The sequence below is a fragment of the Paraburkholderia lebeckiae genome, assembly GCF_050436325.1.
GTDB classification, from domain to species: domain Bacteria; phylum Pseudomonadota; class Gammaproteobacteria; order Burkholderiales; family Burkholderiaceae; genus Paraburkholderia; species Paraburkholderia tuberum.
Genome location: NZ_JBNDLZ010000003.1, coordinates 3,330,111 through 3,355,498, shown reverse-complemented (window position 1 = coordinate 3,355,498; position 25,388 = coordinate 3,330,111). Strand labels below are relative to the sequence as shown.

21 protein-coding genes and 1 pseudogene are annotated in these 25,388 nt (G+C 64.5%); 16 read left to right on the top strand and 6 right to left on the bottom strand.

From position 1 onward, the window contains the following. Window positions 1-13 precede the first annotated feature (13 nt). From coaBC to dut, 3 genes are all read left to right on the top strand, one after another. Window positions 14-1,231, top strand: a complete 1,218-nt coding sequence (gene coaBC, locus OKW44_RS33460) for a bifunctional phosphopantothenoylcysteine decarboxylase/phosphopantothenate--cysteine ligase CoaBC (RefSeq protein WP_018421591.1) — start codon at window positions 14-16, stop codon at window positions 1,229-1,231. Window positions 1,232-1,311: 80 nt separating this feature from the next. Further along, window positions 1,312-2,328, top strand: a complete 1,017-nt coding sequence (locus OKW44_RS33455; protein ID WP_018421592.1) for an LLM class flavin-dependent oxidoreductase — start codon at window positions 1,312-1,314, stop codon at window positions 2,326-2,328. Between the two features lie 65 nt (window positions 2,329-2,393). Next, complete coding sequence (gene dut, locus OKW44_RS33450; protein WP_018421593.1) at window positions 2,394-2,840, top strand: dUTP diphosphatase; 447 nt, start codon at window positions 2,394-2,396, stop codon at window positions 2,838-2,840. 143 nt (window positions 2,841-2,983) lie between these two features. On the opposite strand, the gene clpA is transcribed toward dut, so the two are convergent. Continuing rightward, window positions 2,984-5,281, bottom strand: coding sequence for an ATP-dependent Clp protease ATP-binding subunit ClpA (clpA, locus tag OKW44_RS33445; protein WP_018421594.1), 2,298 nt, complete (start codon window positions 5,279-5,281; stop codon window positions 2,984-2,986). Further along, window positions 5,278-5,592: an ATP-dependent Clp protease adapter ClpS gene (gene clpS, locus OKW44_RS33440; protein WP_008919570.1), complete on the bottom strand. Its 315-nt coding sequence runs from the start codon at window positions 5,590-5,592 to the stop codon at window positions 5,278-5,280. The genes clpA and clpS overlap by 4 nt, the downstream gene beginning before the upstream one ends. A gap of 555 nt (window positions 5,593-6,147) precedes the next feature. Here clpS and OKW44_RS33435 point away from each other — a divergent pair. Continuing rightward, window positions 6,148-6,354, top strand: a complete 207-nt coding sequence (locus OKW44_RS33435) for a cold-shock protein (protein WP_018421595.1) — start codon at window positions 6,148-6,150, stop codon at window positions 6,352-6,354. Between the two features lie 181 nt (window positions 6,355-6,535). Here OKW44_RS33435 and icd read toward each other — a convergent pair whose 3' ends face one another. Next, the gene (gene icd, locus OKW44_RS33430) at window positions 6,536-7,792 is read right to left on the bottom strand and encodes an NADP-dependent isocitrate dehydrogenase (protein ID WP_018421596.1); all 1,257 of its coding nucleotides are present in this window, start codon (window positions 7,790-7,792) and stop codon (window positions 6,536-6,538) included. Window positions 7,793-8,053: 261 nt separating this feature from the next. Here icd and OKW44_RS33425 point away from each other — a divergent pair, with 261 nt between their 5' ends. The 6 genes from OKW44_RS33425 (at window position 8,054) to OKW44_RS33400 (ending at window position 14,178) form a co-directional block, all read left to right on the top strand. After that, on the top strand, window positions 8,054-8,623 hold the full coding sequence (locus tag OKW44_RS33425) for a pseudouridine synthase (protein WP_018421597.1): 570 nt from the start codon (window positions 8,054-8,056) through the stop codon (window positions 8,621-8,623). A 497-nt stretch (window positions 8,624-9,120) separates the two neighbouring features. After that, window positions 9,121-9,309 carry a hypothetical protein gene (locus OKW44_RS33420; RefSeq protein ID WP_018421598.1) on the top strand — a complete coding sequence of 63 codons (189 nt, stop codon included), beginning with the start codon at window positions 9,121-9,123 and terminating at the stop codon, window positions 9,307-9,309. Between the two features lie 144 nt (window positions 9,310-9,453). Then, a complete protein-coding gene (locus OKW44_RS33415) occupies window positions 9,454-9,969 on the top strand; it encodes a DUF192 domain-containing protein (protein WP_026226002.1) in 516 nt (171 codons plus the stop codon). 316 nt (window positions 9,970-10,285) lie between these two features. Beyond that, the gene (gene fusA, locus OKW44_RS33410; RefSeq protein WP_018421600.1) at window positions 10,286-12,391 is read left to right on the top strand and encodes an elongation factor G; all 2,106 of its coding nucleotides are present in this window, start codon (window positions 10,286-10,288) and stop codon (window positions 12,389-12,391) included. A 201-nt stretch (window positions 12,392-12,592) separates the two neighbouring features. Then, a complete protein-coding gene (locus tag OKW44_RS33405; RefSeq protein ID WP_018421601.1) occupies window positions 12,593-13,120 on the top strand; it encodes a cupin domain-containing protein in 528 nt (175 codons plus the stop codon). 38 nt (window positions 13,121-13,158) lie between these two features. Further along, complete coding sequence (locus OKW44_RS33400) at window positions 13,159-14,178, top strand: HoxN/HupN/NixA family nickel/cobalt transporter (RefSeq protein ID WP_018421602.1); 1,020 nt, start codon at window positions 13,159-13,161, stop codon at window positions 14,176-14,178. Between the two features lie 61 nt (window positions 14,179-14,239). On the opposite strand, the pseudogene OKW44_RS33395 reads toward OKW44_RS33400, so the two are convergent. Continuing rightward, window positions 14,240-14,335: pseudogene (locus OKW44_RS33395) on the bottom strand (transposase); the annotation flags it as partial. Between the two features lie 363 nt (window positions 14,336-14,698). On the opposite strand from OKW44_RS33395, the gene OKW44_RS33390 reads away from it, so the two are divergent. From OKW44_RS33390 to OKW44_RS33370, 5 genes are all read left to right on the top strand, one after another. Beyond that, the gene (locus tag OKW44_RS33390) at window positions 14,699-16,372 is read left to right on the top strand and encodes an ABC transporter substrate-binding protein (protein ID WP_026226003.1); all 1,674 of its coding nucleotides are present in this window, start codon (window positions 14,699-14,701) and stop codon (window positions 16,370-16,372) included. 41 nt (window positions 16,373-16,413) lie between these two features. Then, window positions 16,414-17,442, top strand: coding sequence for an ABC transporter permease (locus OKW44_RS33385; protein WP_026226004.1), 1,029 nt, complete (start codon window positions 16,414-16,416; stop codon window positions 17,440-17,442). Next, complete coding sequence (locus tag OKW44_RS33380; protein ID WP_018421605.1) at window positions 17,439-18,335, top strand: ABC transporter permease; 897 nt, start codon at window positions 17,439-17,441, stop codon at window positions 18,333-18,335. Before OKW44_RS33385 ends, OKW44_RS33380 begins: the two co-directional genes overlap by 4 nt. Further along, a complete protein-coding gene (locus tag OKW44_RS33375; protein ID WP_018421606.1) occupies window positions 18,332-20,521 on the top strand; it encodes an ABC transporter ATP-binding protein in 2,190 nt (729 codons plus the stop codon). The genes OKW44_RS33380 and OKW44_RS33375 overlap by 4 nt, the downstream gene beginning before the upstream one ends. A gap of 989 nt (window positions 20,522-21,510) precedes the next feature. Further along, on the top strand, window positions 21,511-21,972 hold the full coding sequence (locus OKW44_RS33370) for a Rap1a/Tai family immunity protein (protein ID WP_026226005.1): 462 nt from the start codon (window positions 21,511-21,513) through the stop codon (window positions 21,970-21,972). A 93-nt stretch (window positions 21,973-22,065) separates the two neighbouring features. On the opposite strand, the gene OKW44_RS33365 is transcribed toward OKW44_RS33370, so the two are convergent. Next, complete coding sequence (locus OKW44_RS33365; protein WP_018421609.1) at window positions 22,066-22,911, bottom strand: aldo/keto reductase; 846 nt, start codon at window positions 22,909-22,911, stop codon at window positions 22,066-22,068. 195 nt (window positions 22,912-23,106) lie between these two features. Between OKW44_RS33365 and OKW44_RS33360 the strand changes: the two genes are divergently transcribed. Beyond that, window positions 23,107-23,853 (top strand): GntR family transcriptional regulator, encoded by a 747-nt coding sequence (locus OKW44_RS33360; protein ID WP_018421610.1) that lies wholly within the window; start codon window positions 23,107-23,109, stop codon window positions 23,851-23,853. A 66-nt stretch (window positions 23,854-23,919) separates the two neighbouring features. Here OKW44_RS33360 and OKW44_RS33355 read toward each other — a convergent pair whose 3' ends face one another. Further along, the gene (locus tag OKW44_RS33355) at window positions 23,920-25,329 is read right to left on the bottom strand and encodes a CoA transferase (RefSeq protein ID WP_018421611.1); all 1,410 of its coding nucleotides are present in this window, start codon (window positions 25,327-25,329) and stop codon (window positions 23,920-23,922) included. Between the last annotated feature and the right edge of the window lie 59 nt (window positions 25,330-25,388).

Sequence of the window (25,388 nt, the reverse complement as noted above, 5' to 3'; positions counted from 1 at the left end):
TCGGAGGCTTTCGTTGGCAACCGCAGAACTCGCAGGCAAACACCTCGTCCTCGGCATGACGGGCGGCATCGCCTGCTACAAGATCGCCGAACTCACGCGTCTGCTGACCAAGGCAGGCGCGACCGTGCAGGTCGTCATGACCGAAGCGGCCACCCAGTTCATCACCCCCGTCACGATGCAGGCGCTGTCGGGCCGGCCGGTCTACACGAGCCAGTGGGACGGTCGCATGCCGAACAACATGGCGCACATCGATCTATCGCGCGAAGCCGATGCGATCATGATCGCGCCGGCGTCGACCGACTTCCTCGCCAAGCTCGCGCACGGCATGGCCGACGATCTGCTGTCGACGCTGTGCATCGCACGCGACTGCCCGCTGCTCGTCGTGCCGGCGATGAACCGGCAGATGTGGCAGAACCCGGCCACGCAACGCAACGTCGCGCAACTGCGCGCGGACGGCGTCGAGGTGCTCGGCCCCGATTCGGGCCCGCAGGCCTGCGGCGAAATCGGCGATGGGCGCATGCTCGAAGCGGCCGCGACCTACGAGGCGGTCGCGTCGTTCTTCGCGCCGAAGATCCTGTCCGGCCGGCGCGTGCTGCTGACCGCCGGGCCGACCTTCGAACCGCTCGACCCGGTGCGCGGCATCACCAATCGTTCGAGCGGCAAGATGGGCTTCGCGCTCGCGCGCGCCGCGCAGCAGGCCGGCGCCGACGTGCATCTGGTGGCCGGTCCGGTCGCGCTGGAAACGCCGTGGGGCGTCTTGCGCGAGGACGTGCAGACCGCGCAGCAGATGCACGATGCGGTGATGCGCGCGGTCGCGGAGGCGGACATTTTCATCGGCGTCGCGGCGGTGGCCGACTGGCGTGTCGACCAAGTCAGCGATCAGAAGATCAAGAAGACCGCGGAGCACGCGCTGCCGAGCTTTTCATTCGTCGAGAATCCAGACATCCTTGCCGCGGTCGCCGGGCTGCCAAAGCCGCCGTTCACGGTCGGCTTCGCCGCGGAGAGCGACAACCTCGAAGTCCACGGCGAGGAAAAACGCGCGCGCAAGAACGTGCCGCTGCTGATCGGCAATCTGGGGCCGGAAACGTTCGGGCTCGACGACAACGAAGTGATTCTGTTCGAAGCAGGCGGCGCAACGAAGCTGCCACGCGCCGACAAGCAGACGCTCGCGCGCGCACTGATCGCGGAAATCGCCAAGCGTCTGCCGCCCGTCCACGATCGGGTTCGCTGAGCGAGCGGACGGCGACGGGCCTGGATGCCCCCGCCGTCTCGCTCGCATAGCCGACCGGAATCATCTGGAGCACTACCGCCATGACGCTACTCTCCGTGCTCGATCAAACACCGGTGATCGCCGGCCATTCGGTGGCGGACGCGATCGCCGCGACCGTCGAACTCGCGCAGCTCGCCGACGACCTCGGCTACACGCGCTACTGGTGCGCCGAGCACCACGGCCTGCGCGGCGTGTCGAATCCCTGCCCTGAAGTGATGCTGGCGCGCCTCGGCAGCATGACCAAACGCATTCGCATCGGCTCGGGCGGCATCATGCTGCCGTACTACAGCCCGTTCAAGGTCGCCGAGCAGTTCATGATGCTCGAGGCGCTGTTTCCGAATCGCGTCGATCTCGGCGTCGGACGCGCGCCGGGCGGCGACATGCGCACCGCGCAGGCGGTCGCCGCCGGCGCTTACAATCGCGGCGAGCTTTTTCCGCAGCAGGTCGCCGAGTTGCTCGGCCTCATGCACGGCGCGCTGCCCGACGATCATCTCGCGCAGGGCGTGCTGCTGCAGCCGCAGATCGATACGCGCCCGCAGCTGTGGATGCTCGGGTCGAGCGAATTCGGCGGTCTGCTCGCGGCGCAGCTCGGCATCCGCTTCTCGTTTGCGCATTTCATCAACGCGCATTTCGGCAGGCAGGTCGCGCTTGCGTATCGCGAGCGTTTCAAGCCTGGCAACGAGGCATCGCAGCCGTATCTCGCGGCCGCGGTCTTCGTGATCTGCGCAGATACCGAGCAGGAAGCCGCGGACCTCGAAAAAGCCGTCGATCTGCGTCGCGTGCAGATGGCGCATGGTCTGAACGAACCGGTACCGTCGATCGAGCAAGGCATCGCGCAAGAATATGGCGAGCGCGAACAGCTCGTGATCGACCGCGAAAAGCCGCGCAGCATCATCGGCACGCCTGAGCGCGTGACCGAACGGCTCACGGATTTACAGCAGCAGTTCCAGGCCGACGAGCTCATGGTGCTGACCGTCGCCGGCAGCTATCGTGCGCGCTTGCGCTCCTACGAACTGCTCGCCGACGCGTTTCAGCTCGGCTCGAACCAGGCGGCTTGATCGCAAAGGCGTTGCCAGTCAGACGCGTCCCCTTCACCAATCTCAACTCCAACTATCGAACCTGAATGAAACTCGACCTGAAGATTCTCGATCAGCGCATGCGCGAACAGCTCCCCGCTTACGCGACGACCGGTAGCGCCGGCCTCGATCTGCGCGCCTGCCTCGACGAACCGCTGACGCTGAAACCCGGCGAAACCGCGCTGGTGCCGACCGGACTCGCGATCCACGTCGGCGACCCCGGTTATGCGGCGCTGATTCTGCCGCGCTCGGGTCTCGGCCATAAGCATGGGATCGTGCTCGGCAATCTGGTCGGCCTGATCGATTCCGATTACCAGGGCCAACTGATGATTTCGACGTGGAATCGCGGCGAGACGACATTCGTGCTGAATCCGATGGAACGCCTCGCGCAACTTGTGATCGTGCCCGTCGTGCAGGCTGGGTTCAATATCGTCGATGACTTCGAGGAAAGCGTGCGCGGCGCGGGCGGGTTTGGTAGCACCGGCAAGCATTGATCGATTGCTGCGACGCGGCGGCTGGCGCCTTCAGCGCACGCCGTGAGAAAAAACCAGAGCATAAAAAAACGGCGCGGGATAAAACCCGCGCCGTTCTGCCTTTGGTGTCCGGCCAGCTTAACGCAACGCGGGCCTGACTGACATCACTCGACTTCCACCGCCTCCGGATTCGGATTGCGCGGCGCCGGATGCTCGTCGAAGGTCAACTGCACCTTGTCGTCGGCATCGACGTCGACCGTCACGCGGCCGCCGTTCATCAGCTTGCCGAACAGCAGCTCGTCGGCGAGCGCGCGACGGATCGTGTCCTGGATCAGACGCTGCATTGGCCGCGCGCCCATCAGCGGATCGAAACCGTGCTTCGCCAGATGCTTGCGCAGCGCATCGGTGAACAGCGCATCGACCTTCTTCTCATGCAGCTGATCTTCCAGTTGCATCAGGAACTTGTCGACCACGCGCATGATGATTTCCTCATCGAGCGAACGGAAGCTGATCGTCGCGTCCAGACGGTTGCGGAACTCAGGCGTGAACATGCGCTTGATGTCGACCATTTCGTCGCCCGCCTCGCGGCGGTTCGTGAAGCCGATCACCGACTTGCCCATCGCCTCGGCGCCCGCGTTCGTCGTCATGATGATGATGACGTTGCGGAAGTCCGCCTTGCGGCCGTTGTTGTCCGTCAGCGTGCCGTGGTCCATCACCTGCAGCAGCACGTTGAAAATGTCCGGATGCGCCTTTTCGATTTCGTCGAGCAGCAGCACGCAATGCGGCTTCTTCGTGATCGCCTCGGTCAGCAGGCCGCCCTGGTCGAAACCGACGTAGCCCGGCGGCGCGCCGATCAGCCGGCTCACCGCATGACGCTCCATGTACTCCGACATGTCGAAGCGGATCAGCTCGATGCCGAGTGTGAACGCAAGCTGCTTCGCGACCTCGGTCTTGCCGACGCCGGTCGGACCCGAGAACAGGAATGCGCCGATCGGCTTGTCGAGCTTGCCGAGGCCCGCGCGCGCCATCTTGATCGCGGCCGACAGCGCGTCGATCGCCGGATCCTGGCCAAACACGACGCTCTTCAGATCGCGGTCGAGCGTCTGCAGCTTGCTGCGATCGTCCTGCGACACGCTTTGCGCCGGCACGCGCGCGATCTTGGAAATGATTTCCTCGATCTCGTTCTTGCCGATCGTCTTCTTCTGCTTCGACTTCGGCAGAATGCGCTGCGCCGCGCCCGCTTCGTCGATCACGTCGATCGCTTTGTCCGGCAAATGACGGTCCGTAATGAAGCGTGCCGACAGCTCGGCCGCCGCCGACAGCGCACCCGACGAGTACTTGACGCCGTGGTGCTCTTCGAAACGCGACTTCAGGCCACGCAGGATCGCGACCGTCTGCTCGACGGTCGGCTCGGTCACGTCGACCTTCTGGAAACGACGCGACAGCGCCGCGTCCTTCTCGAAGATGCCGCGATATTCGGTGAAGGTGGTGGCGCCGATGCACTTCAGCGTGCCCGACGAGAGCGCCGGCTTCAGCAGGTTCGACGCATCCAGCGTACCACCCGACGCGGCGCCCGCGCCGATCAGCGTATGGATTTCGTCGATGAACAGAATGGCGTGCGGACGCTCCTTCAGTTCCTTCAGCACCGTCTTCAGACGCTGCTCGAAGTCGCCGCGATACTTGGTGCCCGCGAGCAGCGCGCCCATGTCGAGCGAATACACCTGGGCATCAGCGAGAATATCCGGCACTTCGCCGCGCGTGATGCGCCATGCGAGCCCTTCGGCGATCGCGGTCTTGCCGACACCGGCCTCGCCGACCAGCAGCGGATTGTTCTTGCGGCGGCGGCACAGCACCTGCACCACCCGCTCGACTTCCGACTCACGTCCGATCAGCGGATCGATGCGGCCGTCCTTCGCCATCTGGTTCAGGTTCTGCGTGAACTGGGCGAGCGGCGTTTCCTTCTGCGCGGCGGCTTCGTCGGACTCGGCATTCGCGTCGCTCGCCTTCGCGGCGTCCGAGCTGCTCGTCTTGGCGATGCCGTGCGAGATGAAATTGACCACGTCCAGACGCGTGACGCCCTGCTGCTGCAGGTAGTACACCGCATGCGAGTCCTTCTCGCCGAAGATCGCGACCAGCACGTTTGCGCCGGTCACTTCCTTCTTGCCGTTCGAGGTGGACTGCACATGCATGATCGCGCGCTGGATCACACGCTGGAAACCGAGCGTGGGCTGCGTGTCGACGTCGTCCGTGCCCGGCACGGTCGGCGTGTTGTCATGAATGAAGTTGCGCAGGTTCTGGCGCAGATCCTCGATATTGGCCGCGCATGCGCGAAGTACCTCTGCCGCCGTCGGGTTATCCAACAGCGCGAGCAAAAGATGTTCGACCGTTATGAACTCGTGCCTTGCCTGGCGCGCTTCCATGAACGCCATATGCAGGCTGACTTCCAGTTCCTGGGCAATCATGCTTCCTCCATCACACACTGCAGCGGATGCCCGGCCTGCCGTGCGTGGGTAACGACTTGCTCGACTTTGGTCGACGCGATGTCCCGCGTATAGACCCCACAAACTCCCCTGCCCTCGCGATGCACCTTCAACATGACCTGCGTTGCGGTTTCACGATCCTTATTGAAATATTCCTGCACGATCATCACGACAAATTCCATCGGCGTGAAGTCGTCATTCAGCAGCACCACCTTGTACATGGACGGCGGCTTGAGTTTCTGCTCCTGCCGCTCCAGTACGGTGCCGTCCTGCTTGTCCGGGATAATCGCCATACACCCATTCTAAACAACTAGGACAGGCCCGCAATCCTGTCGAAACCCGGCCGCCCGGCCGATGAGCCCGTTCGCTGCCGCCCGGCCGTCACGATGCTGTCATGTTCGGCCTGGCCTGCGCGCTTTCGACGAGCCGATTGCGGTGCCGGCCCCGATCCTGTCATGCGCGGCGCGTGCTGCACCGCGGTCGGATCGAGTATCGCACAACCTGCCGGTACTGGCTTCGAGCGCTCGCCGCGCTGGGCGTCGGCGCCGCGGGCACAGTCAGCAAGTGAGTCGATTATGCGACTTTTCAAGCCACGCCGCTTGCGCCACCGCACATACGGAAGCGGTAAAAACCCTGGAAAGCGGCCTGTTTGCAACGCGACAACGACGTCTCAAAATTTTCTTGACACTCGAATAAAGAGCCCCAACAATTAAGCTGGCACTTTTTTCACTAAGCCATAATTTCGAAAAAATGCCGATGGTGAGCTTGTGAGGAGGGAACGACCGCCTCGCGTGGTCGTGGCTTTTCGAGGGCTCGTGGTAGTGACATGAGTTACAGGGGAAGTTGGAATGGCAACTGGTACGGTCAAATGGTTTAACGACGCAAAGGGTTTCGGATTCATCACGCCTGACGAGGGCGGCGAGGATCTGTTTGCACACTTCTCGGCCATCCAGATGAATGGCTTCAAGACGCTGAAGGAAGGCCAGAAGGTCACCTTCGAAGTCGTGCAAGGCCCGAAAGGCAAACAGGCATCGAATATTCAGGCGCCAGTCTGAAGCGTTTCGACACCCGTCCTTTTTGAAACCCGGCTCCGCGCCGGGTTTCTTTTTTGCGGCAGCTTTCTATTGCAACGGATTATCCGGCTTGAAAACCGCGCGAAAATTTCGGGTAAAAAAATACCCCGGCCGTTTGCTGGCGCCGGGTTTTTATGCAAACCGGATAATCCCGGCGCGGCAATTACATATTTTCGATCATCACTTGCCCAAATGCCGAGCACGACACCTGAGTCGCGCCTTCCATCAGGCGGGCAAAATCATAAGTAACGCGCTTTTGCAGGATCGATTTTTCCATCGAGCTGATTATCAGATCCGCTGCCTCGAACCAGCCCAGGTGGCGCAGCATCATTTCCGCTGACAGGATTTCCGAGCCGGGATTCACGTAATCCTTGCCCGCGTATTTCGGCGCCGTGCCGTGCGTCGCTTCAAACATCGCAACCGAATCCGACAGGTTCGCGCCAGGCGCGATTCCGATTCCGCCGACCTGCGCGGCGAGCGCATCCGAGATGTAGTCGCCGTTCAGGTTCAGCGTGGCGATCACGTCGTATTCGGCCGGACGCAGCAGGATCTGCTGCAGGAACGCGTCGGCAATCACGTCCTTCACGACGACATCGCCGCCGGTCTTCGGATTACTGACTTTCATCCAGGGACCGCCGTCGATCAGTTCCGCGTTGAACTCCTTCTGCACGAGCGCGTAGCCGTAGTCGCGAAACGCGCCTTCGGTGTACTTCATGATGTTGCCCTTGTGCACCAGCGTGACCGAGCGGCGTTCATTGTCGATCGCGTACTGGATCGCCTTGCGCACCAGACGCTCGGTACCTTCGCGCGACACCGGCTTGATGCCGATACCCGACGAATCCGGAAAGCGGATCTTCTTCACGCCCATTTCTTCGCGCAAGAACTTGATGATTTTCTTCGCCTGTTCGGATTCAGCTGGCCATTCGATGCCCGCGTAGATGTCTTCCGAATTCTCGCGGAAGATCACCATGTTGGTCTTCTCGGGCTCGCGCACCGGCGACGGCACGCCCTTCAAATATCGCACCGGGCGCAGGCACACATAGAGGTCCAGTTCCTGGCGCAACGCGACGTTCAGCGAGCGGATGCCGCCCCCGACTGGCGTGGTGAGCGGCCCCTTGATCGACACGATGTATTCCTTGACCGCCTGCAGCGTTTCGTCCGGCAGCCATACGTCCGGGCCGTACACCCGGGTCGCCTTCTCGCCCGCGTAGATTTCCATCCAGTGGATTTTCTTCTTGCCGCCGTACGCCTTTTCGACCGCCGCATCCACGACCTTGAGCATGACCGGCGTGATGTCCAGACCGGTGCCGTCGCCTTCGATGTATGGGATGATCGGCTCGTCGGAAACGTTGAGCGAAAAGTCGGCGTTGACGGTGATCTTATCGCCACCTGTCGGAATCTTGATGTGCTGATACGGCATGATCGGACTCCAGTGAAAGCTATGCAAAAGCTGATGGGAGACTGCGAAAGAGACGCCCTCGCCGCGCAATGCCGAACCGCCGCGAGCGGCCTGGCCGTTATTCTAGCCCACGCCCCACGCGCGGCGCGGCCGCCCCTCGCTCCGGGTTTTCCAACATAGACGGCCTCTCGAACGCGCCACGCTCCTCTATAAGATAGAAGAATCTGCATCCCGGTTCATGCATTATCATCGCGCCGTATCGCTCTGCCGTATCGCTCTCCTATGCGCCTTCTCGCCCTCAACAAGCCGTTCGGCACCATCTGTCAATTTTCGCCACACGAGACGCGGACGTCGCTTGCCGACTGGGTCAAGTTACCCGGCGTCTATCCGGCCGGCCGGCTCGACTCCGATAGCGAAGGCCTTCTGCTGCTCACCGACGACGGCGCGCTGCAGGCGCGCATCGCCGAGCCGCGTCACAAGCTCGTCAAACGCTATTGGGCGCAAGTCGAAGGCGCGCTCGACGACGCCGCGTTGAAAAAGCTCGCGCGCGGCGTCGATCTCGGCGATTACGTGACACGCCCATGTCAGGCGACCTATGTTGAGCCGTCCAGCTCGCTGTGGGCGCGTACGCCGCCGATCCGTTATCGCGCCGCGATCCCGACCACATGGATCGAGCTGTCGATCACCGAAGGCAAGAACCGTCAGGTGCGTCGCATGACAGCGGCTGTGGGTTTTCCGACTCTGCGTCTCGTGCGCGTCGGCATCGGTGCGCTTGACATTTTTTCACTCGGACTGCAACCCGGACAGAGCACGGAGTTGCGAGCGAACGCGCCATGGGATGGCGTCGCCTGAACATTATTTAACGATTGTTCGTTCATCGCCGCGACACCGCGTGCCGAACTCACGCACGCGCGAATCAGCCCGCACGTGCTCACTCCAAACAGGTTTCACGGCTGTGACAATCAAGCTAACTCGTTGTAGCGGCACGCAAAATAATGCGTGAAACGCAGGCCCGAAATGCGTGAAACAAGAGGGCTCGCCGCGAGCCTGCGCCACGCGGTTTGATCGCGTGTCATGACGATCAAAATTTCCGCGCAATTCGCGTCAACCGCCGTACAACTCCACGCGTTATCCGACGCAGATGCCGCCGAAGCTATCCGGCATTCAGCCTTAAAGACCTTTGCATAAGCCGTTTTCGCGCGGCGAGTACGAAAGTCCGAACGCTATCAGACGCGTCGAAAAATTTGTTCGATGCGGCTGTCAACCGAAAGGTGGATGGCACGTTTACCGACATGACTCTACATATGCCGGGTCATTTGGTTAATTAACTCAAGCTGAGGATTCACACAATGAACAAACTGATCGCCGCTCTGGTCGCTGGCCTCTTCGCAACGGCAGCATTCGCACAAGCATCGGCACCGGAAGCAGCTTCGGCAGCTCCGGCAGCAGCAGCTTCGTCGGCAAAGAAGACGACCAAGCACGCTCACAAGAAGTCGCACAAGAAGGCAGCGGCTGCAGCTTCGGCAGCTTCGGAGTAAGTTGCTTGTAAAAACGCAGTAAAGAACTAGCTTCATTGCCGTTCTTACGGCGTTGTAAGGCAGATCACCGCAAGGCGATCTGCCTTTTTGTTTTTGACGCGCTCGCGTAACATGCGCGAGTCAATTTCAGCAAGGAGTCTTGCCGTGCGATTTTCCATGCGCTCGTCGATGGCGCGTTTCGCCATTGCCGTAGCACTGCCGCTCGCGGCGCTGTCGTTCGTCGTCACCACGGCTCCCGCCCAGGCGCAGCAGATGCCGCCGGGCGTCAAGCAGCCGAGCGAGTTTCCGCGCGTCAAGCTGACCGCTGGCATGTTCGTGATCGACGCGGCCGTCGCCGCCAACGACGCGGACCGCGAACAGGGCTTGATGTATCGCACGAAGCTCGCGCCGAACGAAGGGATGCTGTTCGTGTTCAACGAGAACGCGGGCCACTGCTTCTGGATGAAGAACACGCTGATCCCGCTGTCGATCGCATTCATGCGCGCCGACGGCACGATCACCGACATCGACGAGATGCAGGCCGAGACCACCAACAACCACTGCCCGACGCACAACGGCGTGTTCGCGCTGGAAATGCCCAAGGGCTGGTTCTCGGCGAAAGGCATCAAGCCGGGCATGCAGATCCAGGGCTTACCGCCGGTGCCGGGTATCACGCAGTAAAACCCTCAGCGCCGGGCCGCGCGCCCCTGCAGCCCGTAAATGACCCCGGAGCGGCCTCTGAGCGGCGACACCGCCCCGCCACGCTGTCCCGCGAAAAGCCGGCGTCTCAACCCGAGGCGCCGGCTTTTTTTCGCCCGCGCAGCCCCGCGCCACCAGCCTTCGCGCCGGCTGGCAAGATTCATGCAAAAGACCAATCGACGCGCTATCCTTGTAATCTCGATAAGGTAACGCCAGATAAAGCACCACTCAGACTCCCCGGGCGGCCCACGCGGTCGCCCGGCATGCGTTTCAGGCGCGCCATTACAAGGAGATTCACGTGCCCCGCAAGACTCCCATCGAGCGCTACCGGAATATCGGCATCAGCGCTCACATCGATGCCGGCAAAACCACCACCACCGAACGGATCCTGTTCTACACCGGCGTGACCCACAAGATCGGCGAGGTTCACGACGGTGCGGCGACGATGGATTGGATGGAACAGGAGCAGGAGCGCGGCATCACGATCACGTCGGCGGCCACGACCGCGTTCTGGAAAGGCATGGCCGGCAACTATCCCGAGCATCGGATCAACATCATCGACACCCCCGGGCACGTCGACTTCACGATCGAAGTCGAGCGCTCGATGCGCGTGCTCGACGGCGCCTGCATGGTGTACGACTCGGTCGGCGGCGTGCAGCCGCAATCGGAAACCGTGTGGCGTCAGGCGAACAAGTACAAGGTGCCGCGCATCGCATTCGTCAACAAGATGGACCGGGTCGGCGCGGACTTCTTCCGCGTGCAGCGGCAGATCGGCGATCGTCTGAAGGGGGTCGCCGTGCCGATCCAGATTCCGGTCGGCGCGGAAGATCACTTCCAGGGCGTGGTCGACCTCGTCAAGATGAAAGCGATCTACTGGGACGACGACAGCCAGGGCATCAAGTTCGAGTACCGCGACATCCCGGCTGAGCTCGCGGCCACCGCGAAGGAATGGCACGACAAGATGGTCGAGGCCGCGGCCGAGGCGAACGAGGAACTGCTCGAGAAATACCTCGGCGGCGAACCGCTGAGCGAAGCCGAAATCAAGCACGGCATCCGCGCGCGCACGATCGCCAACGAGATCGTGCCGATGTTGTGCGGCAGCGCGTTCAAGAACAAGGGCGTGCAGGCGATGCTCGACGCGGTGATCGACTATCTGCCGTCGCCGGTCGACGTGCCCGCGATCACCGGTCACGACGAGCACGACAAGGAAATCGAGCGTCATCCCAACGACGAGGATCCGTTCTCGGCGCTTGCCTTCAAGATCATGACCGACCCGTTCGTCGGTCAGCTGATCTTCTTCCGCGTGTACTCGGGCGTCGTCAACTCGGGCGACACGGTCTACAACGCGGTCAAGGAAAAGAAGGAACGCCTCGGCCGGATTCTGCAGATGCACGCGAACGAGCGCAAGGAAATCAAGGAGGTCTACGCGGGCGACATCGCCGCGGCCGTCGGCCTGAAGGAAGCGACCACCGGCGACACGCTCTGCGATCCTAATCATGTGATCATCCTTGAAAAGATGATCTTCCCGGACCCGGTGATCTCGCAGGCCGTCGAACCGAAGACCAAGGCCGACCAGGAAAAGATGGGCATTGCGCTGAACCGTCTCGCGCAGGAAGACCCGTCGTTCCGCGTGCAGACCGATGAGGAATCCGGGCAGACGATCATCTCCGGCATGGGCGAGCTGCACCTCGAAATTCTGGTCGACCGGATGAAGCGCGAGTTCGGCGTGGAAGCGACCGTCGGCAAGCCGCAGGTCGCGTATCGCGAAACCGTGCGCAACAAGGTCGAGGACGTCGAAGGCAAGTTCGTCAAGCAGTCGGGCGGCCGCGGTCAGTATGGCCACGCGGTGATTACGTTGGAGCCGTCCGAGCAGGGCAAGGGCTACGAATTCGTAGACGCGATCAAGGGCGGCGTGATTCCGCGCGAATTCATCCCCGCGGTCGACAAGGGCATCGTGGAAACGCTGAAAGCCGGCGTGCTCGCGGGCTATCCGGTCGTAGACGTGAAGGTCACGCTGACCTTCGGTTCGTACCACGACGTCGACTCGAACGAAAACGCGTTCCGCATGGCCGGCTCGATAGCGTTCAAGGAAGCGATGCGCAAGGCGAAGCCCATCCTGCTCGAACCGATGATGGCCGTCGAGGTGGAAACGCCCGAGGACTTCATGGGCAACGTGATGGGCGACCTGTCGAGCCGACGCGGCATGGTGCAGGGCATGGAAGACATCGCGGGCGGCGGCGGCAAGCTGGTACGCGCGGAAGTGCCGCTCGCCGAGATGTTCGGCTATTCGACGTCGCTGCGCTCGGCCACCCAGGGCCGCGCGACCTACACGATGGAGTTCAAGCATTACGCCGAGACGCCGAGCAATGTCGCCGAGGCCGTGATCAACGCGAAGAAGCAATGACGCTGACGCGGCGGCGTTGAGCGCGACAAGCCGAAGCCCGCTCCCTGTGAGCGGGCTTTTTTACGGCGCCGTTTGCATCGTCGAGCCACGCACCCGTTTTTTGAACGTGCCAGAATATTGACCAGCCGTGCGGCACGCCCCTGAATCGTAGGACCGAAGCGAACGACTCGAACGCGGCACGCCAGCCGAGGAGGAGACACGATGAGCCACGATCATGAACATCCGCATTACCGGGCCGAGCACGACGCCACCGAAGCTAGCCAGCAGATCGACTGGCGCGAACACGGCGTGAAGGTCATCCGCGGCGATCAGCTCGACACCAACACCGCGCAAACGCCGGGCATGAACCGCGCGGCCGCAATCAACGCGGCGCGCGTCGGCGCGCAGAAAATCTGGGCCGGCACCGTGACGATCCATCCGAATGCGAAGACCGGCGCACATCATCATGGCTCGCTCGAAAGCGTGATCTACGTTGTGCGCGGCCAGGCGCGCATGCGCTGGGGCGAGCATCTGGAATTCACCGCCGAGGCCGGTCCCGGCGACTTCATCTTCGTGCCACCCTATGTGCCGCATCAGGAGATCAACGCGAGCACCGACGAGCCGCTCGAATGCGTGCTCGTGCGCAGCGACAACGAAGCGGTCGTCGTCAATTTGAACATCGACGCGGTCGAGCAGCCGGAAACCGTCTACTGGGTCGATCCGATCCACAAGCATCCGCACGATCACTAAGCCGCTCATCAACCCACCCATTCATCCGCTCGTGCCACATGACGCCTAACGCCTCGCTGCGCCCTCGCCTCGTCGCGCTCTACGCGGTGCTGCTCGCCGCCAACCTCGGCGCATGGCTGTGGGCGCTAATCGCGTTTCGCCACTACCCGCTGCTGCTCGGCACCGCGCTGCTCGCGTATGGCTTCGGACTGCGTCATGCGGTCGACGCCGACCACATCGCGGCGATCGACGCCGTTACGCGCAAGCTGATGCAAACCGGCATGCGACCGGTCGGGATCGGGCTCGCGTTTTCGCTCGGCCATTCGACGATCGTGATCGCGGCGACGATCGGCATCGCCTGGACCACGCATTCGCTGAACGGGCGCTTCGAAAGCTTCAAGGAAGTGGGTGGCACGCTCGGGACACTGGTTTCCGCGTCGTTCCTGCTGGTGCTCGCGGCGGTCAATCTCGTGGTCCTGCGCGACGTGTGGCGCCGCTACCGGCACACGCAACGTGGCGACGCTGCGACCGCAGCGTCGGCCGATGCGCTCGCTCCAGCCGGGCTGCTGTCGCGCGCATTGCGGCCGCTGTTTCGGCTGGTCACGAAAAGCTGGCACATGTATCCGGTCGGCGTGCTGTTCGGGCTCGGCTTCGACACCGCGACCGAGATCGGCCTGCTCGCGATCGCTGCGTCGCAGGCCAGCACTGGCCTGCCGCTCTATTCGATCCTTGTGTTCCCGGCGCTCTTCACGGCCGGCATGACGCTTGTCGATTCGACCGACAACGTGCTGATGGTGCACGCGTACGGCTGGGCGATGGACGACCCGAAGCGCAAGCTTTACTACAACGCGAGCATCACGTTCGTGTCGGCGATGGTCGCGATCGTGATTGGCGGCGTCGAGGCGCTGGGGCTGCTGTCGGATCGCTTCGGCTGGAGCGGCGGGGTGTCGGATGCGATCGTCGGAATCAACGATCATTTCGGCGCGCTCGGCTATGCGATCATCGCGGCCTTCATGGGGTGCTGGATCGGCTCGGTGCTGTTTCATCGCTGGAGACGGCCGGGTACGGCGGCACGATAAGTGGCCGGAACCGTTCGGCTGACGTTTCGTAGTTCAGCGTCTTCCGCGGACCTTCATTGGTCCTGTCGTCGAAGCATGTGAAGCGTCGGTCGTGCTTGGGCATCAGCATCGGTTCGAAGCTGCCATCCCGGTCGCGCGGCACCTCATCGCAGATCGGGTTTATTCGTAGGTTTCCTTGAGAGTTCCACCTTGTGGAGTTCGAAACCGCAGTTCGCACCGTGTTGCTCCGCCAATCCGTCCACCATCGCGGCCGCCCCTCGCGAGCACGCGTCCGGTAACCGTTGTGACGACGACACACCGCGCGTCATTTATCGGCCGATCGACTAGCGCGGCGCGCCCCCGGTGCGCCAGAGCCGCGAGCAATCGCTTACACTGAGACCGCTCTGCATAGCGTTGCCCTTTCGCGATAGCGGCCCCACCACATTCCACCGCCCATCGGAAGGCTCGCTGCACCTCGCGCCGTCGCGCGGCTCGCGCGACGCCTCGGAACCAGCAACAGAACGGGTTGGACACGCCATCGATGAAAACGCCAGCGGACCGATTTCTCGCACCTGACGCATTGGACGCAGCCCGCCTCACAGCCGACGCCTATGGCAACCACGCCCTCGACGAGTTTGTCGCCGGCCGCATCACGCGCCGCGAACTGCTGCGCCATGCGAGCGTGATCGGTCTGTCGCTCGCGGGTGGCGGCTTGCTCGGCGCGCCGCGAGCGCGGGCACAAGGTGCTTCGGCCGGGTCGAACCAGACGATCCGCGTCGCGCATCTGACGCCAGCGGGCGCCGTCGATCCGCTGACGGTGACTGACGCCGCGAGTCTCGCGCTGCTGAACCAGACCGGCGAATTCCTGATCGACGACGACGGCGAGAAGCTGATGCTGAAGCCCGCGCTCGCGCTGTCGTGGAAGCCGAACGACAAGGGCGACGTGTGGACTTTCAAACTGCGCCAGAACGTAAAATTCCACGACGGCCAGAGCTTCGGCGCGAAAGATGTAGTCGCGACCTTCGACCGTCTCGCCGATCCGGCGAGCGGCTCGGCCGCGCTATCGGTACTAAAGGGCGTGCTGTCGAAAGGCGGCGCGAAGGTCGTCGACGAACACACGGTCGAGTTTCATCTCGACGCGCCGACCGGCAATTTCCCGTACTACGTTTCCTCGGATAATTACAACGCGGTGATCCTGCCCGCGAACTTCGCGGGCAACTACAAAAAGAGTTTCATCGGCACGGGTCCGTTCAAATTCGAAAAGTATCAGCCGAAGGTTGGCGCGTCGTTCGTGCGCAATCCCGACTACTGGGGCGAAAAAGCGTTACCGCAACGCGTACAGTTTTCGTTCTACGCCGACGAGCAGTCTCAACTGCTCGCGTTGCAAGGCCACCAGGCCGACGTGATGGGCACGTTCACCGTGCAGGGCGGCGCGGCCATCCTGAACAACCCGGACTACAAGGCGGTCGGCGTCAAGTCGAGCGCGCACCGGCAGATTCACATGCGCAACGACAGCCCGCTCTTCAAGGACAAGCGCGTGCGTCAGGCACTCGCGTTGTCGCTCGATCGCGACGTGATCGTGCGCGGTCTCTTCAAGGGTCGCGCACAACTCGGCAACGACAGCCCGTTCGCGCCGGTGTTTCCATCGTCGGATGCGGGCGTGCCGCAACGCAAGATCGACGTCGCGAAGGCGAAGCAGCTGCTCGCGCAGGCCGGCGTGCCGAACGGTTTCGACGTCACGCTGACCACCGAAAAATACATGGAGATCCCCGACCTCGCGGTCGTCGTGCAGAACGCCGCGAAGGCGATCGGCGTGCGCATCAATCTGAAGGTCGAGAGCCAATCGCTCTACTACGGCGCGGGCACGCCGGGCAAATCCGACTGGCTCGACTCGCCGCTCGGCATCACCGATTACGGCCATCGCGGCGTGCCGAACGTGTTCCTCAACGCGACGCTGACGAGCAACGGCACGTGGAACGCCGCGCACTTCAAGAATCCGCAATACGATCAACTGGTCGCACAGTTCGTCGCGGCGATCGATCTCGCCACGCAAAAGAAAATCTCCGGGCAGATCCAGACACTATTGCTCGACGAAACGCCACTGATCATCCCGTTCTTCTACGATCAGCTGATCGCGATGCGCAAGGGCGTGAACGGCGTGCGCTTCACTGCGCTCGCGCAACTGTATTTCGATCGCGCGACGCTCAGCGCGTAAGCAGCGCGCTGTCCGCCTCGCTTTTCGCAGGAGAACTCAAGATGTCGGCTCCGGCGCCCTCTCCCGCCTCGAATACATCGCGTATGCCGCGCGCGACGAACGGCAACGCGGGCCGCGTCGCGCGTTTTCTCGCGACGCGCGTGGGTCTTTCGCTGATCACGCTGTGGCTGCTGTCGGCGATCGTGTTCGCGGGCGGCCAACTGCTGCCCGGCGATATCGGCCGCGCGGTGCTCGGGCCGCTCGCCGATGCGCGCGCGGTCGCCGCGCTCGATCATCAGCTCGGCGCCGACCGGCCGCTGCTCACGCAATACATCGACTGGATCACGCATTTCGTGCGCGGCAACATGGGGCTGTCGTACGCGTATCGCGAACCGGTCAGGCCGTTCATCGCCGATGCGCTCGGGCATTCGGCGAAGCTCGGTCTGCTCGCGTTCATCGTCGTCGTGCCGCTCGGCATCGCAGGCGGCGTGTGGTCGGCGATGCATGCGGGGCGCTGGCTCGATCGCACGATCAGCATCGCCGGTTTGTCGGCGACCGTGGTGCCGGAGTTCGTGTCGTCGATCGTGCTGATTCTCGTGTTCGGCGTGTGGCTGCGCTGGCTGCCCATCGAGGCCTCATATCCGCCCGATGCGAGCGTGCTCGAACAGCTGCGGCATCTGGTGCTGCCGGTGCTGCCGCTCGTCCTCGTGTTCTTCGGCTACATCGCGCGAATGGCACGCGCGGGCACCGTCGAAGCGCTCGACGCCGACTACACGCGCACCGCCATCCTCAAGGGCCTGCCGCGCCACGTCGTGATCTGGCGGCACGTGCTGCGCAATGCACTGCTGCCGACGATCACCGTCGCCGCCACCCAACTCGGCTACATGATCGGCGGACTCGTGGTGGTCGAGACGCTGTTCCACTACCAGGGCATCGGCTCGCTGATCTACAACGCCGCCAAGGCGAAGGATTTTCCAATGCTCGAAGCGGGCGTACTGACGATCGGCGTCGTCTATACGCTCGCGAATCTGGTCGCCGATGCGCTGCACGTGCTGCTCAATCCGCGACTGCGGGTGAGGACCGCCGAATGAATACGACCGTGCCGCCGGCTTCATCGACGCCACCAGGCTCGCCCGCGCCAGGCGCACCGGGCTCCGAGCCGCGTTTCCCGCGCCTCCTCCTGCTCCTCGGTTCGCCGACCTTCATCGTGGGCGCGCTGATCGTCGCGTGGTGGATCGTCTGCGCGATCGCCGGGCCGTGGTTCGTGCATCTCGATCCATACGCGTCCGATCCGCTCAATTCGCTGACGCCGCCCGATCGCACGCACTGGTTCGGCACCGATCAGCTCGGCCGCGACGTATTCTCACGCGTTATCGTCGGCGCGCGCGACATCCTGACGATCGCGCCGCTCGCGACCCTGCTCGGCACCGCGGCGGGCACCGCGCTCGGCCTGCTGGTCGGCTACTTCGACGGCTGGGTCGACGACGTGATCGGCCGCATGATCGACGCGGTGCTCGCGCTGCCGCTCGTGATCGTCGCGCTGCTCGCGCTCGCCGCGGTCGGTGCGTCGAACTTCACGGTGATTCTCGTGATCGGCACCACCTTCACGCCGATAACAGCCCGCACCGTGCGCGCCGCCGTGTTCGCAGAGCGGCATCTCGACTATGTGGCCGCCGCGCAGCTGCGTGGCGAACGCGCGCCGTACGTCATGTTCGCGGAGATCCTGCCGAACGTCCTGCCGCCGATCGTCGTCGAAGCGACGGTGCGGCTCGGCTATGCGATCTTCGCGGTCGCGACGCTGTCGTTTCTCGGCTTCGGCATCCAGCCGCCGTCGGCCGACTGGGGGCTCGCGCTGTCGGAGTCTTACACGCTGATGGCGGGCGGCGCGTGGTGGACCGTCGTGTTCTCGGCGGGCGCGATCGCGTCACTGGTGGTCGGCGTCAATCTGATCGCCGACGGCGTGCAGGGAGTGCTCGACCAATGAATGGCCCACCGCCCTCCTCGTTCGCCGCGTTCGACGTGTCGAAAAGCGATCGCACCGATGCCCTGACCGTGGTCGGCCTGACGGTCACCTACCGGATCCGCGGACGCGACCGTGAAGTGCTGCAGGACGTATCGTTTCGCGTGCGACGCGGCGAGGCGTATGGGCTCGTCGGCGAATCCGGTTGCGGCAAGTCGACCGTGGCAATGGCGACGCTGCGCTATCTGCCGCGCAATGGCAAGGTGAAGGCCGGCAAGATCGTAATCGCCGGTGAGGACGTGCAGAAGCTGGGTGCCGACGCGCTGCGCAGCATGCGTGCGACGACCGTCTCGATGGTCTACCAGGACCCGGGGCGCGCACTGAATCCATCGCTGACGATTGCCCGTCAGGTTTCCGAAGCATTCGAGGCGGCCGGCGTCGCGCGCGACGAGGCGCTGCAACACACGCTCGAGATACTCAAACGCGTCCGCATCGCGGCGCCCGAGCGCGTGATGAACAGCTATCCGCATCAATTATCGGGCGGCATGCAGCAGCGCGTCGTGATCGCGATGGCGCTCGCGTCGAACCCCGCGCTGCTGATTCTCGACGAACCGACTACCGGACTTGACGCGACCGTCGAAGCGGAAGTGCTCGATCTCGTCGCACAGTTGCGCGAGGAACTCGGCACCGCGGTGCTGTTCATCAGCCACAATCTCGCGGTGATCGGCCGCATGTGCGAACGCGTCGGCGTGCTGTACGCGGGCAAGCTGGTCGAGGAAGGCGCGACCCAGGACGTGTTCGCGCGGCCGCGTCATCCGTACACGGTCGGGTTGCTGCGCTGCCTGCCGACGGCCGGACGCAGCAAGGACAGCGAGCGGCTCGATACGATCGCGGGCGGCCTGCCTCTGCCGGGCTCGGTCACGCAGGGCTGCATCTATGCGGAGCGTTGCCGTCTCGCCGACGAGCGCTGCCGCCGCGACGCGCCGCCGCCCTATCGCCTCGGCGCCCGGCATGGCGATCAGATGGCGCGCTGCCACTATCACGAGCGTGCGATCGAACTGCCGCGTGCGACATCGAGCGCGGCGCCGGGGGCGGCCGCATCATCCAACGCGGCGCCGCGCGCGCCCTCTGCGCCGGTCTTGCGCGCTCGGAACCTGTCGAAAACATTCCACGTATCGGGCGCCCCGCTGCGCGCGGTCGACGACGTGTCGCTCGAACTCGCGAGCGGCGAGACTCTCGGCCTCGTCGGCGAATCGGGCAGCGGCAAGACAACGCTCGCGCGGCTGCTGCTCGGCCTGCTCGCACCCGATGCCGGCAGCGTGCTCGAACTCGACGGCGCCCCGCTCGCCGCGCGCGTCACACGACGCAGCGACGAGCAGCTGAAATCGCTGCAGATCGTGTTCCAGAATCCGGACTCGGCGCTCAATCGCGCGCATTCCGTCAAGCGGCTGATCGGCCGTGCGCTCGCGCGCTTCACCGCGCTGCGCGGGCCCGAGATCGAGGCACGGCTCGCCACGCTGACGGACGCCGTGCGGCTGCCCGAGCGCTATCTGGACGCACGTTCGCGCCAGCTTTCGGGTGGGCTCAAGCAGCGCGTCGCGATCGCGCGCGCGTTCGCCGGCGAACCACGCGTCGTCGTGTGCGATGAGCCGACTTCATCGCTCGACGTGTCGGTGCAGGCCGCGATTCTGAACCTGCTCGCCGATCTGCAGCGCGAGCGCGGCGTCAGCTACGTATTTATCTCGCACGATCTGCACGTGGTCCGCTATGTGTCGGATCGCATCGCGGTGCTCTATCTCGGTCGGCTGCTCGAAATCGGCCCGGCGGCGGCCGTGTTCGATGGACCGCAGCATCCCTATACGGAGGCACTGCTGTCCGCCGTGCCGACGCTGCCGGGCGACGGCGCATGCGGCGAGATGCATCAACGTACGCGTATCCGTCTTTCCGGCGAGTTGCCCGGGCCCGGCGCGATGCCGTCGGGCTGCGTGTTTCACACGCGCTGTCCACGCAAGCTCGGCGCGATCTGCGAGCAGCAGGACCCGCCGTTTCTCGACGCGGACGGCGCCGCCGATTCGTCTTCGGCGCACCGGATTCGCTGCCATATTCCGGTCGCCACACTTCGCGAGCTGCAAAGCGAGCCGCGCGACGACAATGCGGGCGACCCGACGAATGGCGGCACCTCCGACGATGCGTCGGAAAACGCCAGCTAGCGTCGACTCGAACCTCATCGACGCACACCGCCCCTCTTAACGAATCCCACGTCGGAACACACTTTTGCGTCCGCGCGTTTCATCGTCGCAACGTTTTGAGGCGTTTTTCCAGCGTGCGCATTGCACATCCCGATATCGCCCGTGTCGCTTCAAGGCTTTGCGACGCGTGGCATGGATATCGCTAACTTAGCGGCCAGAGATTCGAAGCCAACCCGGGCGCGCAACGCCGCGCATATCCGCCCGACGAGCGTCACCACGCGATGGCGCGACCTCGCGCGATCAGCACGGCAGCGACGCACGGACAACTTCGACACAACGGACTGGGGGTTCGACAAGACCCGCGTGCAGGCAGGTCGGCCGCCGCTGGAGCAGCTAGTGAAGGCGGCAGAGAGGTACCGTCCTTCGCTCTGGAGACGCGCGATGAAGACCGGAAAATCAGATCAGTACTACCGTGCAATGATGCGCCGCGCGGTGGCGGCTGCGGGAGCGGCGGCTGCGGTTGCGGAGGCTCCAGCGGTGGCCCATGTGGTGGCTTTGGCGGTGGCCCTAGCGGTGGTTTCGGCGGTGCGAATGGTGGTGGCTTCAGTGGCGGCTTCGGCAGAGGCTTTGGCGGAGGCTTCGGCGGCGGTCACGGAGGCAAGGGTGGCGGGAACGGGCACTAGTCGTCGCCCGTTGCCTCCGGGTAGGGGCCCCGCGCCCTACCCGCCGGCGACATGTCCCGGCATGCTGTCCGCTATCCGCTCGCAACGGCGGTGATGTCCCGATCCCCCGGTCGGGTGTCACCGCCGGAGGCCGGTCGGGGCGGCACGCCCGCCTTCGGCGCGCGCTGACGGAATGGCTCGGAGAGAGCGCGAGCCGCGCCTCGCGCCATCGCGCGAACCGCACTGCGAGCGGCGGGAACACAGCCTCCATTGCGTGCGAGTGTTATGGAACCAATCCGAGACGACCGCCTCATATCAAATTCATCGTTCGATATGAGGGCCCACAACATGCATAGAAGCGTCCCCCCCTCCGCGACCCGCACGGCAGCCGCCGTGCTGACCGCTGCCGCCCTGGGCCTCGCATCGCTCGCCAATGCGCAAACTCCCGCGCAGCCAATGGCGCAAACCTTGTCGCAAGCGGCGCCGCCGGTCGACCCGAGCTTCTCCGCCTACTCGCTCGTCCAGAGCTGCAAACAGCGCCACGACAACGTCGCGCAAGGGCAATGCGTCGGCGCGATCCGCGGCATCATCCACGGCTATCAATACGGCGTGCTGTTCCTCTCGCAACGAGCAACCCTCCCCGCCAACGAAACGCAGCGCGTGTCGCTATGCCTGCGCGACGTGGCGGTGTCGTCGATCGTCGACGACTTCCTCGCCGATGCCACCCAGGTGCCGGACGACGCGCTGCAGCACACCCCCGCCGAAGTCGCCGTGCTCGGCTCCGTGCATCAGCACCATCCCTGCACCTGAGCGCCGCGTCAGCGCGAGCGGCGTCATCGACACCCACAGCGCTTCGAGCCTCGCGCGCCGCCGTTCCGCAACGGATGACGGCCGCGCCGGCGCTTACAACATCTCCAGCGCACGCTTGCCGCGCGGCGGCTTGAAGTACGCGTCGAGCGCGGCGAGTTCGCCGGCTTCCAGCACCAGTTGCGACGCGCGATGGTTGTCGCGCACATGCTCGACGCGCGCCGCCTTCGGAATCGCGCACACATTGGGCTTGCCCAGCACCCACGCGAGCGCCACCTGAAACACCGAGACGCCGCGCGCGTCGGCGATATCGTCGAGCGGCGAGCGTTTCGGCAGCCGCGCATGATCAACCGGGCTATACGCCATCGCGGGCATGCCGCGCGCGGCGAGCCACGGCAACAGATCGAACTCCGGCCCGCGCCGCGCCACGTTGTACAGAATCTGGTTGGTCGCGCACGCGTCGCCGCCTGGCGTCGCGACGAGTTCTTCCATGTCGTCGGTATCGAAGTTGCTGACGCCCCAGTGACGGATCTTGCCCGCGCGCCGCAGCGCCTCGAAGCCGTCGACGGTTTCCGCCAGTGGCACCGAGCCACGCCAGTGCAGTAGATACAGGTCGAGCCGGTCCGTTTTCAGACGCTTCAGGCTCTGCTCGCACGCGGCGATCACGCCGCGCCGGCTGGCGTTGTGCGGATACACCTTGCTGACCAGAAACACCCTGTCGCGCAAACCCGCGAGCGCTTCGCCGAGCAGCGACTCGGTCGCGCCGTCGCCGTACATTTCGGCGGTATCGACCAGCGTCATGCCGAGTTCGATGCCGCAGCGCAGCGCATCGATTTCCGCCGCGCGTCGTGCCCGCTGCTCGCCCATCTCCCACGTGCCCTGCCCCAGTGCTGGCATGCGCTCGCCGCCCGGCAGGCTCACGCTTGCGATCTCGCTCGTCATGCTGACTCCTCGAAAGTGGCTCGATTCAGATGCGATGCGCTGGCCCGCCGCCTCATCACGCAACGCACGCTACGAAAAACCTAGCGACGAGTTTAGCGGCTCCGCGGCCTCACAACGGCGTGCCTGGCAAAAGCCAGCTATAACGGGACGCGCCGATGTTTTAAAATTGCCGCTTGCCCATCTTGCGTGAGCCCCATGACCTCTGCCTCGGAAGACCGCTGGCGCGACCTGCGCCCGGACCCGGAAAACGACACGCCGCTCTATCTGCAACTTGCCCGCAAGCTCGGCAGCGCGATCCACGAAAACCGCTGGAACGCCGGCGAGGCGCTGCCTTCGGAGCGCGTGCTGTCGGAGGCGCTCGGCGTGTCGCGCATCACGTCGCGCAAGGCGATCGCGCTGCTCGTGGAGCAGGGTTTGATCCGCCGCACCCAAGGCGCGGGCAGCTTCATCACGCCGCGCTACGAAGATCCATTGTCGCGTCTGTCGAGCTTCAGCGAAATGCTGCGGCGGCGCGGCTTCACGCCGAGTTCGAAGTGGCTGTCGCGCGAAATCTCGCCGGCCAATCGCGACGAGGTGATCCAACTGGGGCTGTCGCCGGCCGCCGCGGTCACGCGGCTGCGGCGGCTGCGGCTCGCCGACGGCATCGTGATGGCGGTCGAGAATTCGACGTTCCCGGCCGCGGTGATTCCCGATCCACAGGCAATCGGCGACTCGCTGTACACGTATCTGGAGAATCGCGGACTGACGATCGTGCGCGCGTTGCAGCACTTCCGCGCGGTGAACGCGAGCGACGAGATCGCGCAGCAGATGAGCATCGCAACGAACGAGGCGTTGCTGTTGATCACGCGCGTGGGTTATACGGCGGATCAGCGCGCGATCGAACTGACGGACACGTACTGCCGCAACGATTACTACGACTTCGTGGCGGAGTTGCGGAAGTAAGCTGCGACACGGTGGGCAGTTAGGTACGCCGCGTTCCCAATCTGAACGCGCCGCCCGCTCCAACCGTCACGTCCACCGGGCTTCGTGCGCGCCGATGCGCGCCGGCGGCAGCGCATAAAACGCAGGCGTCTGCTCCAGTTCCTCCGCCGGCAGCACGCCAAGCACACGCCCGAACTCCGACTGCACGCTCGCGACGCAATCGCGCACATCGTCGAGCGACACCTCGGGCGCCTGCTGTCCGTCGGCCAGCAGCCCGAACGACCGCAGCCAACGCCCCGTCTGCGCAAGCGACACCTTCACATGCCAGCTGCCGCCCTCGCGAGCGCGCCGCGCGAGCGCGACCATCGCGCCGAACGCGGCCAGATAGCCGGTCGCGTGATCGAGCGCCTGACACGGCAGATGCCGCGGCTCGGCTGAACCCGCCGCCGCGCGCTCGGTCCACGCGATGCCGCTCGCCGACTGCACCAGACTATCGAAGCCGCGTCGCTGCGCCCACGGCCCTGTGTGCCCGTACGCGCACACCGAGACATAGACGATGCCGGGCCGCAGCCGCGCAAGCTCGTCCGGCCCGAAGCCGCGCGCCTCGAGCGCGCCCGGACGATAGGCCTGCAGGAACACGTCGGCATCGCGCGCGAGTCCGCGCAACGTGTCGCAGCCTGCCGCCTCGCGCAAATCGACGATTGCCGAACGCTTGCCGCGGCCGTTGTCGATCACGAGCGGCGCGATGTTCGGCAGATGCGGCCCGTTGATCGTCAACACGTCCGCGCCATGATGCGCGAGCGCGCGGCCGGCCACCGGTCCCGCGATGATCCGCGACAGATCCAGCACCCGCACACCCGCGAGCGGGCGGTCGATGCCGGGGTCAGCGTCAGCGTCGGCGTGGCGCGGCGGCTCGGCCGGGGCGTCGCCGATGCGCTCGATCTCGAACAGCGGCAAGCGCGCGATCGCTTTGGCCTGCTCGAGCGCGGCCCATTCGTCGGGCGTGCGAATCAAGGCGGCGCACAGGCCCGCGTCGGCGAGCGTTTGATCGAGCGTCGCGCCCTCCCAGCCGCGAATCGCGGCCGCCACCGAGGGCCGCCCATTGTCACAGCCGAGCACCTCGAGCACGCCCTTCAAGTGATGCGCGAAATTCGTATGCAGCTGGATCCAGCGGCCGTCGCCCGTTTCATAGAAGCCGGTGACCGGATCGCGCAGCGCGGGCGGCGGCCCATCGTCGATCCGCAAATAGCGTTCGCTGCGAAAGGCCGCCAGCGCGCGACGCATCTGCACCGACACCTGTTGCCGGCGTCCGCTGCGCAAGCGCCAGTACTCGGCGGCGGCGAGGCCCGTCGCGGCGATGGTAGACGCCGCGAGGCTGCCGACGCGGTAGACCGACGGCAAGCCGGGGTCCGCGCCGGCAAGTGACACGGTGTGCAGCGCGATTGGATCGCAGCCGGCGAGGGTCCAGATGTGCTTGAGCGCGAGTTCGGGCGTCATGGGATCGGGCGCGCTGGCCGCGCGGACAGGAAGCGGATGCACTGAGTCTAAATTTGCGC

Excerpts from the sequence above, each read along its gene's own strand:
- OKW44_RS33455 (WP_018421592.1), top strand. The coding sequence starts at position 1,312 with ATGACGCTACTCTCCGTGCTCGATCAAACACCGGTGATCGCCGGCCAT.
- dut (WP_018421593.1), top strand. The coding sequence starts at position 2,394 with ATGAAACTCGACCTGAAGATTCTCGATCAGCGCATGCGCGAACAGCTC.
- clpA (WP_018421594.1), bottom strand. The coding sequence starts at position 5,281 with ATGATTGCCCAGGAACTGGAAGTCAGCCTGCATATGGCGTTCATGGAA.
- clpS (WP_008919570.1), bottom strand. The coding sequence starts at position 5,592 with ATGGCGATTATCCCGGACAAGCAGGACGGCACCGTACTGGAGCGGCAG.
- OKW44_RS33435 (WP_018421595.1), top strand. The coding sequence starts at position 6,148 with ATGGCAACTGGTACGGTCAAATGGTTTAACGACGCAAAGGGTTTCGGA.
- icd (WP_018421596.1), bottom strand. The coding sequence starts at position 7,792 with ATGCCGTATCAGCACATCAAGATTCCGACAGGTGGCGATAAGATCACC.
- OKW44_RS33425 (WP_018421597.1), top strand. The coding sequence starts at position 8,054 with ATGCGCCTTCTCGCCCTCAACAAGCCGTTCGGCACCATCTGTCAATTT.
- OKW44_RS33420 (WP_018421598.1), top strand. The coding sequence starts at position 9,121 with ATGAACAAACTGATCGCCGCTCTGGTCGCTGGCCTCTTCGCAACGGCA.
- OKW44_RS33405 (WP_018421601.1), top strand. The coding sequence starts at position 12,593 with ATGAGCCACGATCATGAACATCCGCATTACCGGGCCGAGCACGACGCC.
- OKW44_RS33400 (WP_018421602.1), top strand. The coding sequence starts at position 13,159 with ATGACGCCTAACGCCTCGCTGCGCCCTCGCCTCGTCGCGCTCTACGCG.
- OKW44_RS33390 (WP_026226003.1), top strand. The coding sequence starts at position 14,699 with ATGAAAACGCCAGCGGACCGATTTCTCGCACCTGACGCATTGGACGCA.
- OKW44_RS33385 (WP_026226004.1), top strand. The coding sequence starts at position 16,414 with ATGTCGGCTCCGGCGCCCTCTCCCGCCTCGAATACATCGCGTATGCCG.
- OKW44_RS33380 (WP_018421605.1), top strand. The coding sequence starts at position 17,439 with ATGAATACGACCGTGCCGCCGGCTTCATCGACGCCACCAGGCTCGCCC.
- OKW44_RS33375 (WP_018421606.1), top strand. The coding sequence starts at position 18,332 with ATGAATGGCCCACCGCCCTCCTCGTTCGCCGCGTTCGACGTGTCGAAA.
- OKW44_RS33370 (WP_026226005.1), top strand. The coding sequence starts at position 21,511 with ATGCATAGAAGCGTCCCCCCCTCCGCGACCCGCACGGCAGCCGCCGTG.
- OKW44_RS33365 (WP_018421609.1), bottom strand. The coding sequence starts at position 22,911 with ATGACGAGCGAGATCGCAAGCGTGAGCCTGCCGGGCGGCGAGCGCATG.
- OKW44_RS33360 (WP_018421610.1), top strand. The coding sequence starts at position 23,107 with ATGACCTCTGCCTCGGAAGACCGCTGGCGCGACCTGCGCCCGGACCCG.
- OKW44_RS33355 (WP_018421611.1), bottom strand. The coding sequence starts at position 25,329 with ATGACGCCCGAACTCGCGCTCAAGCACATCTGGACCCTCGCCGGCTGC.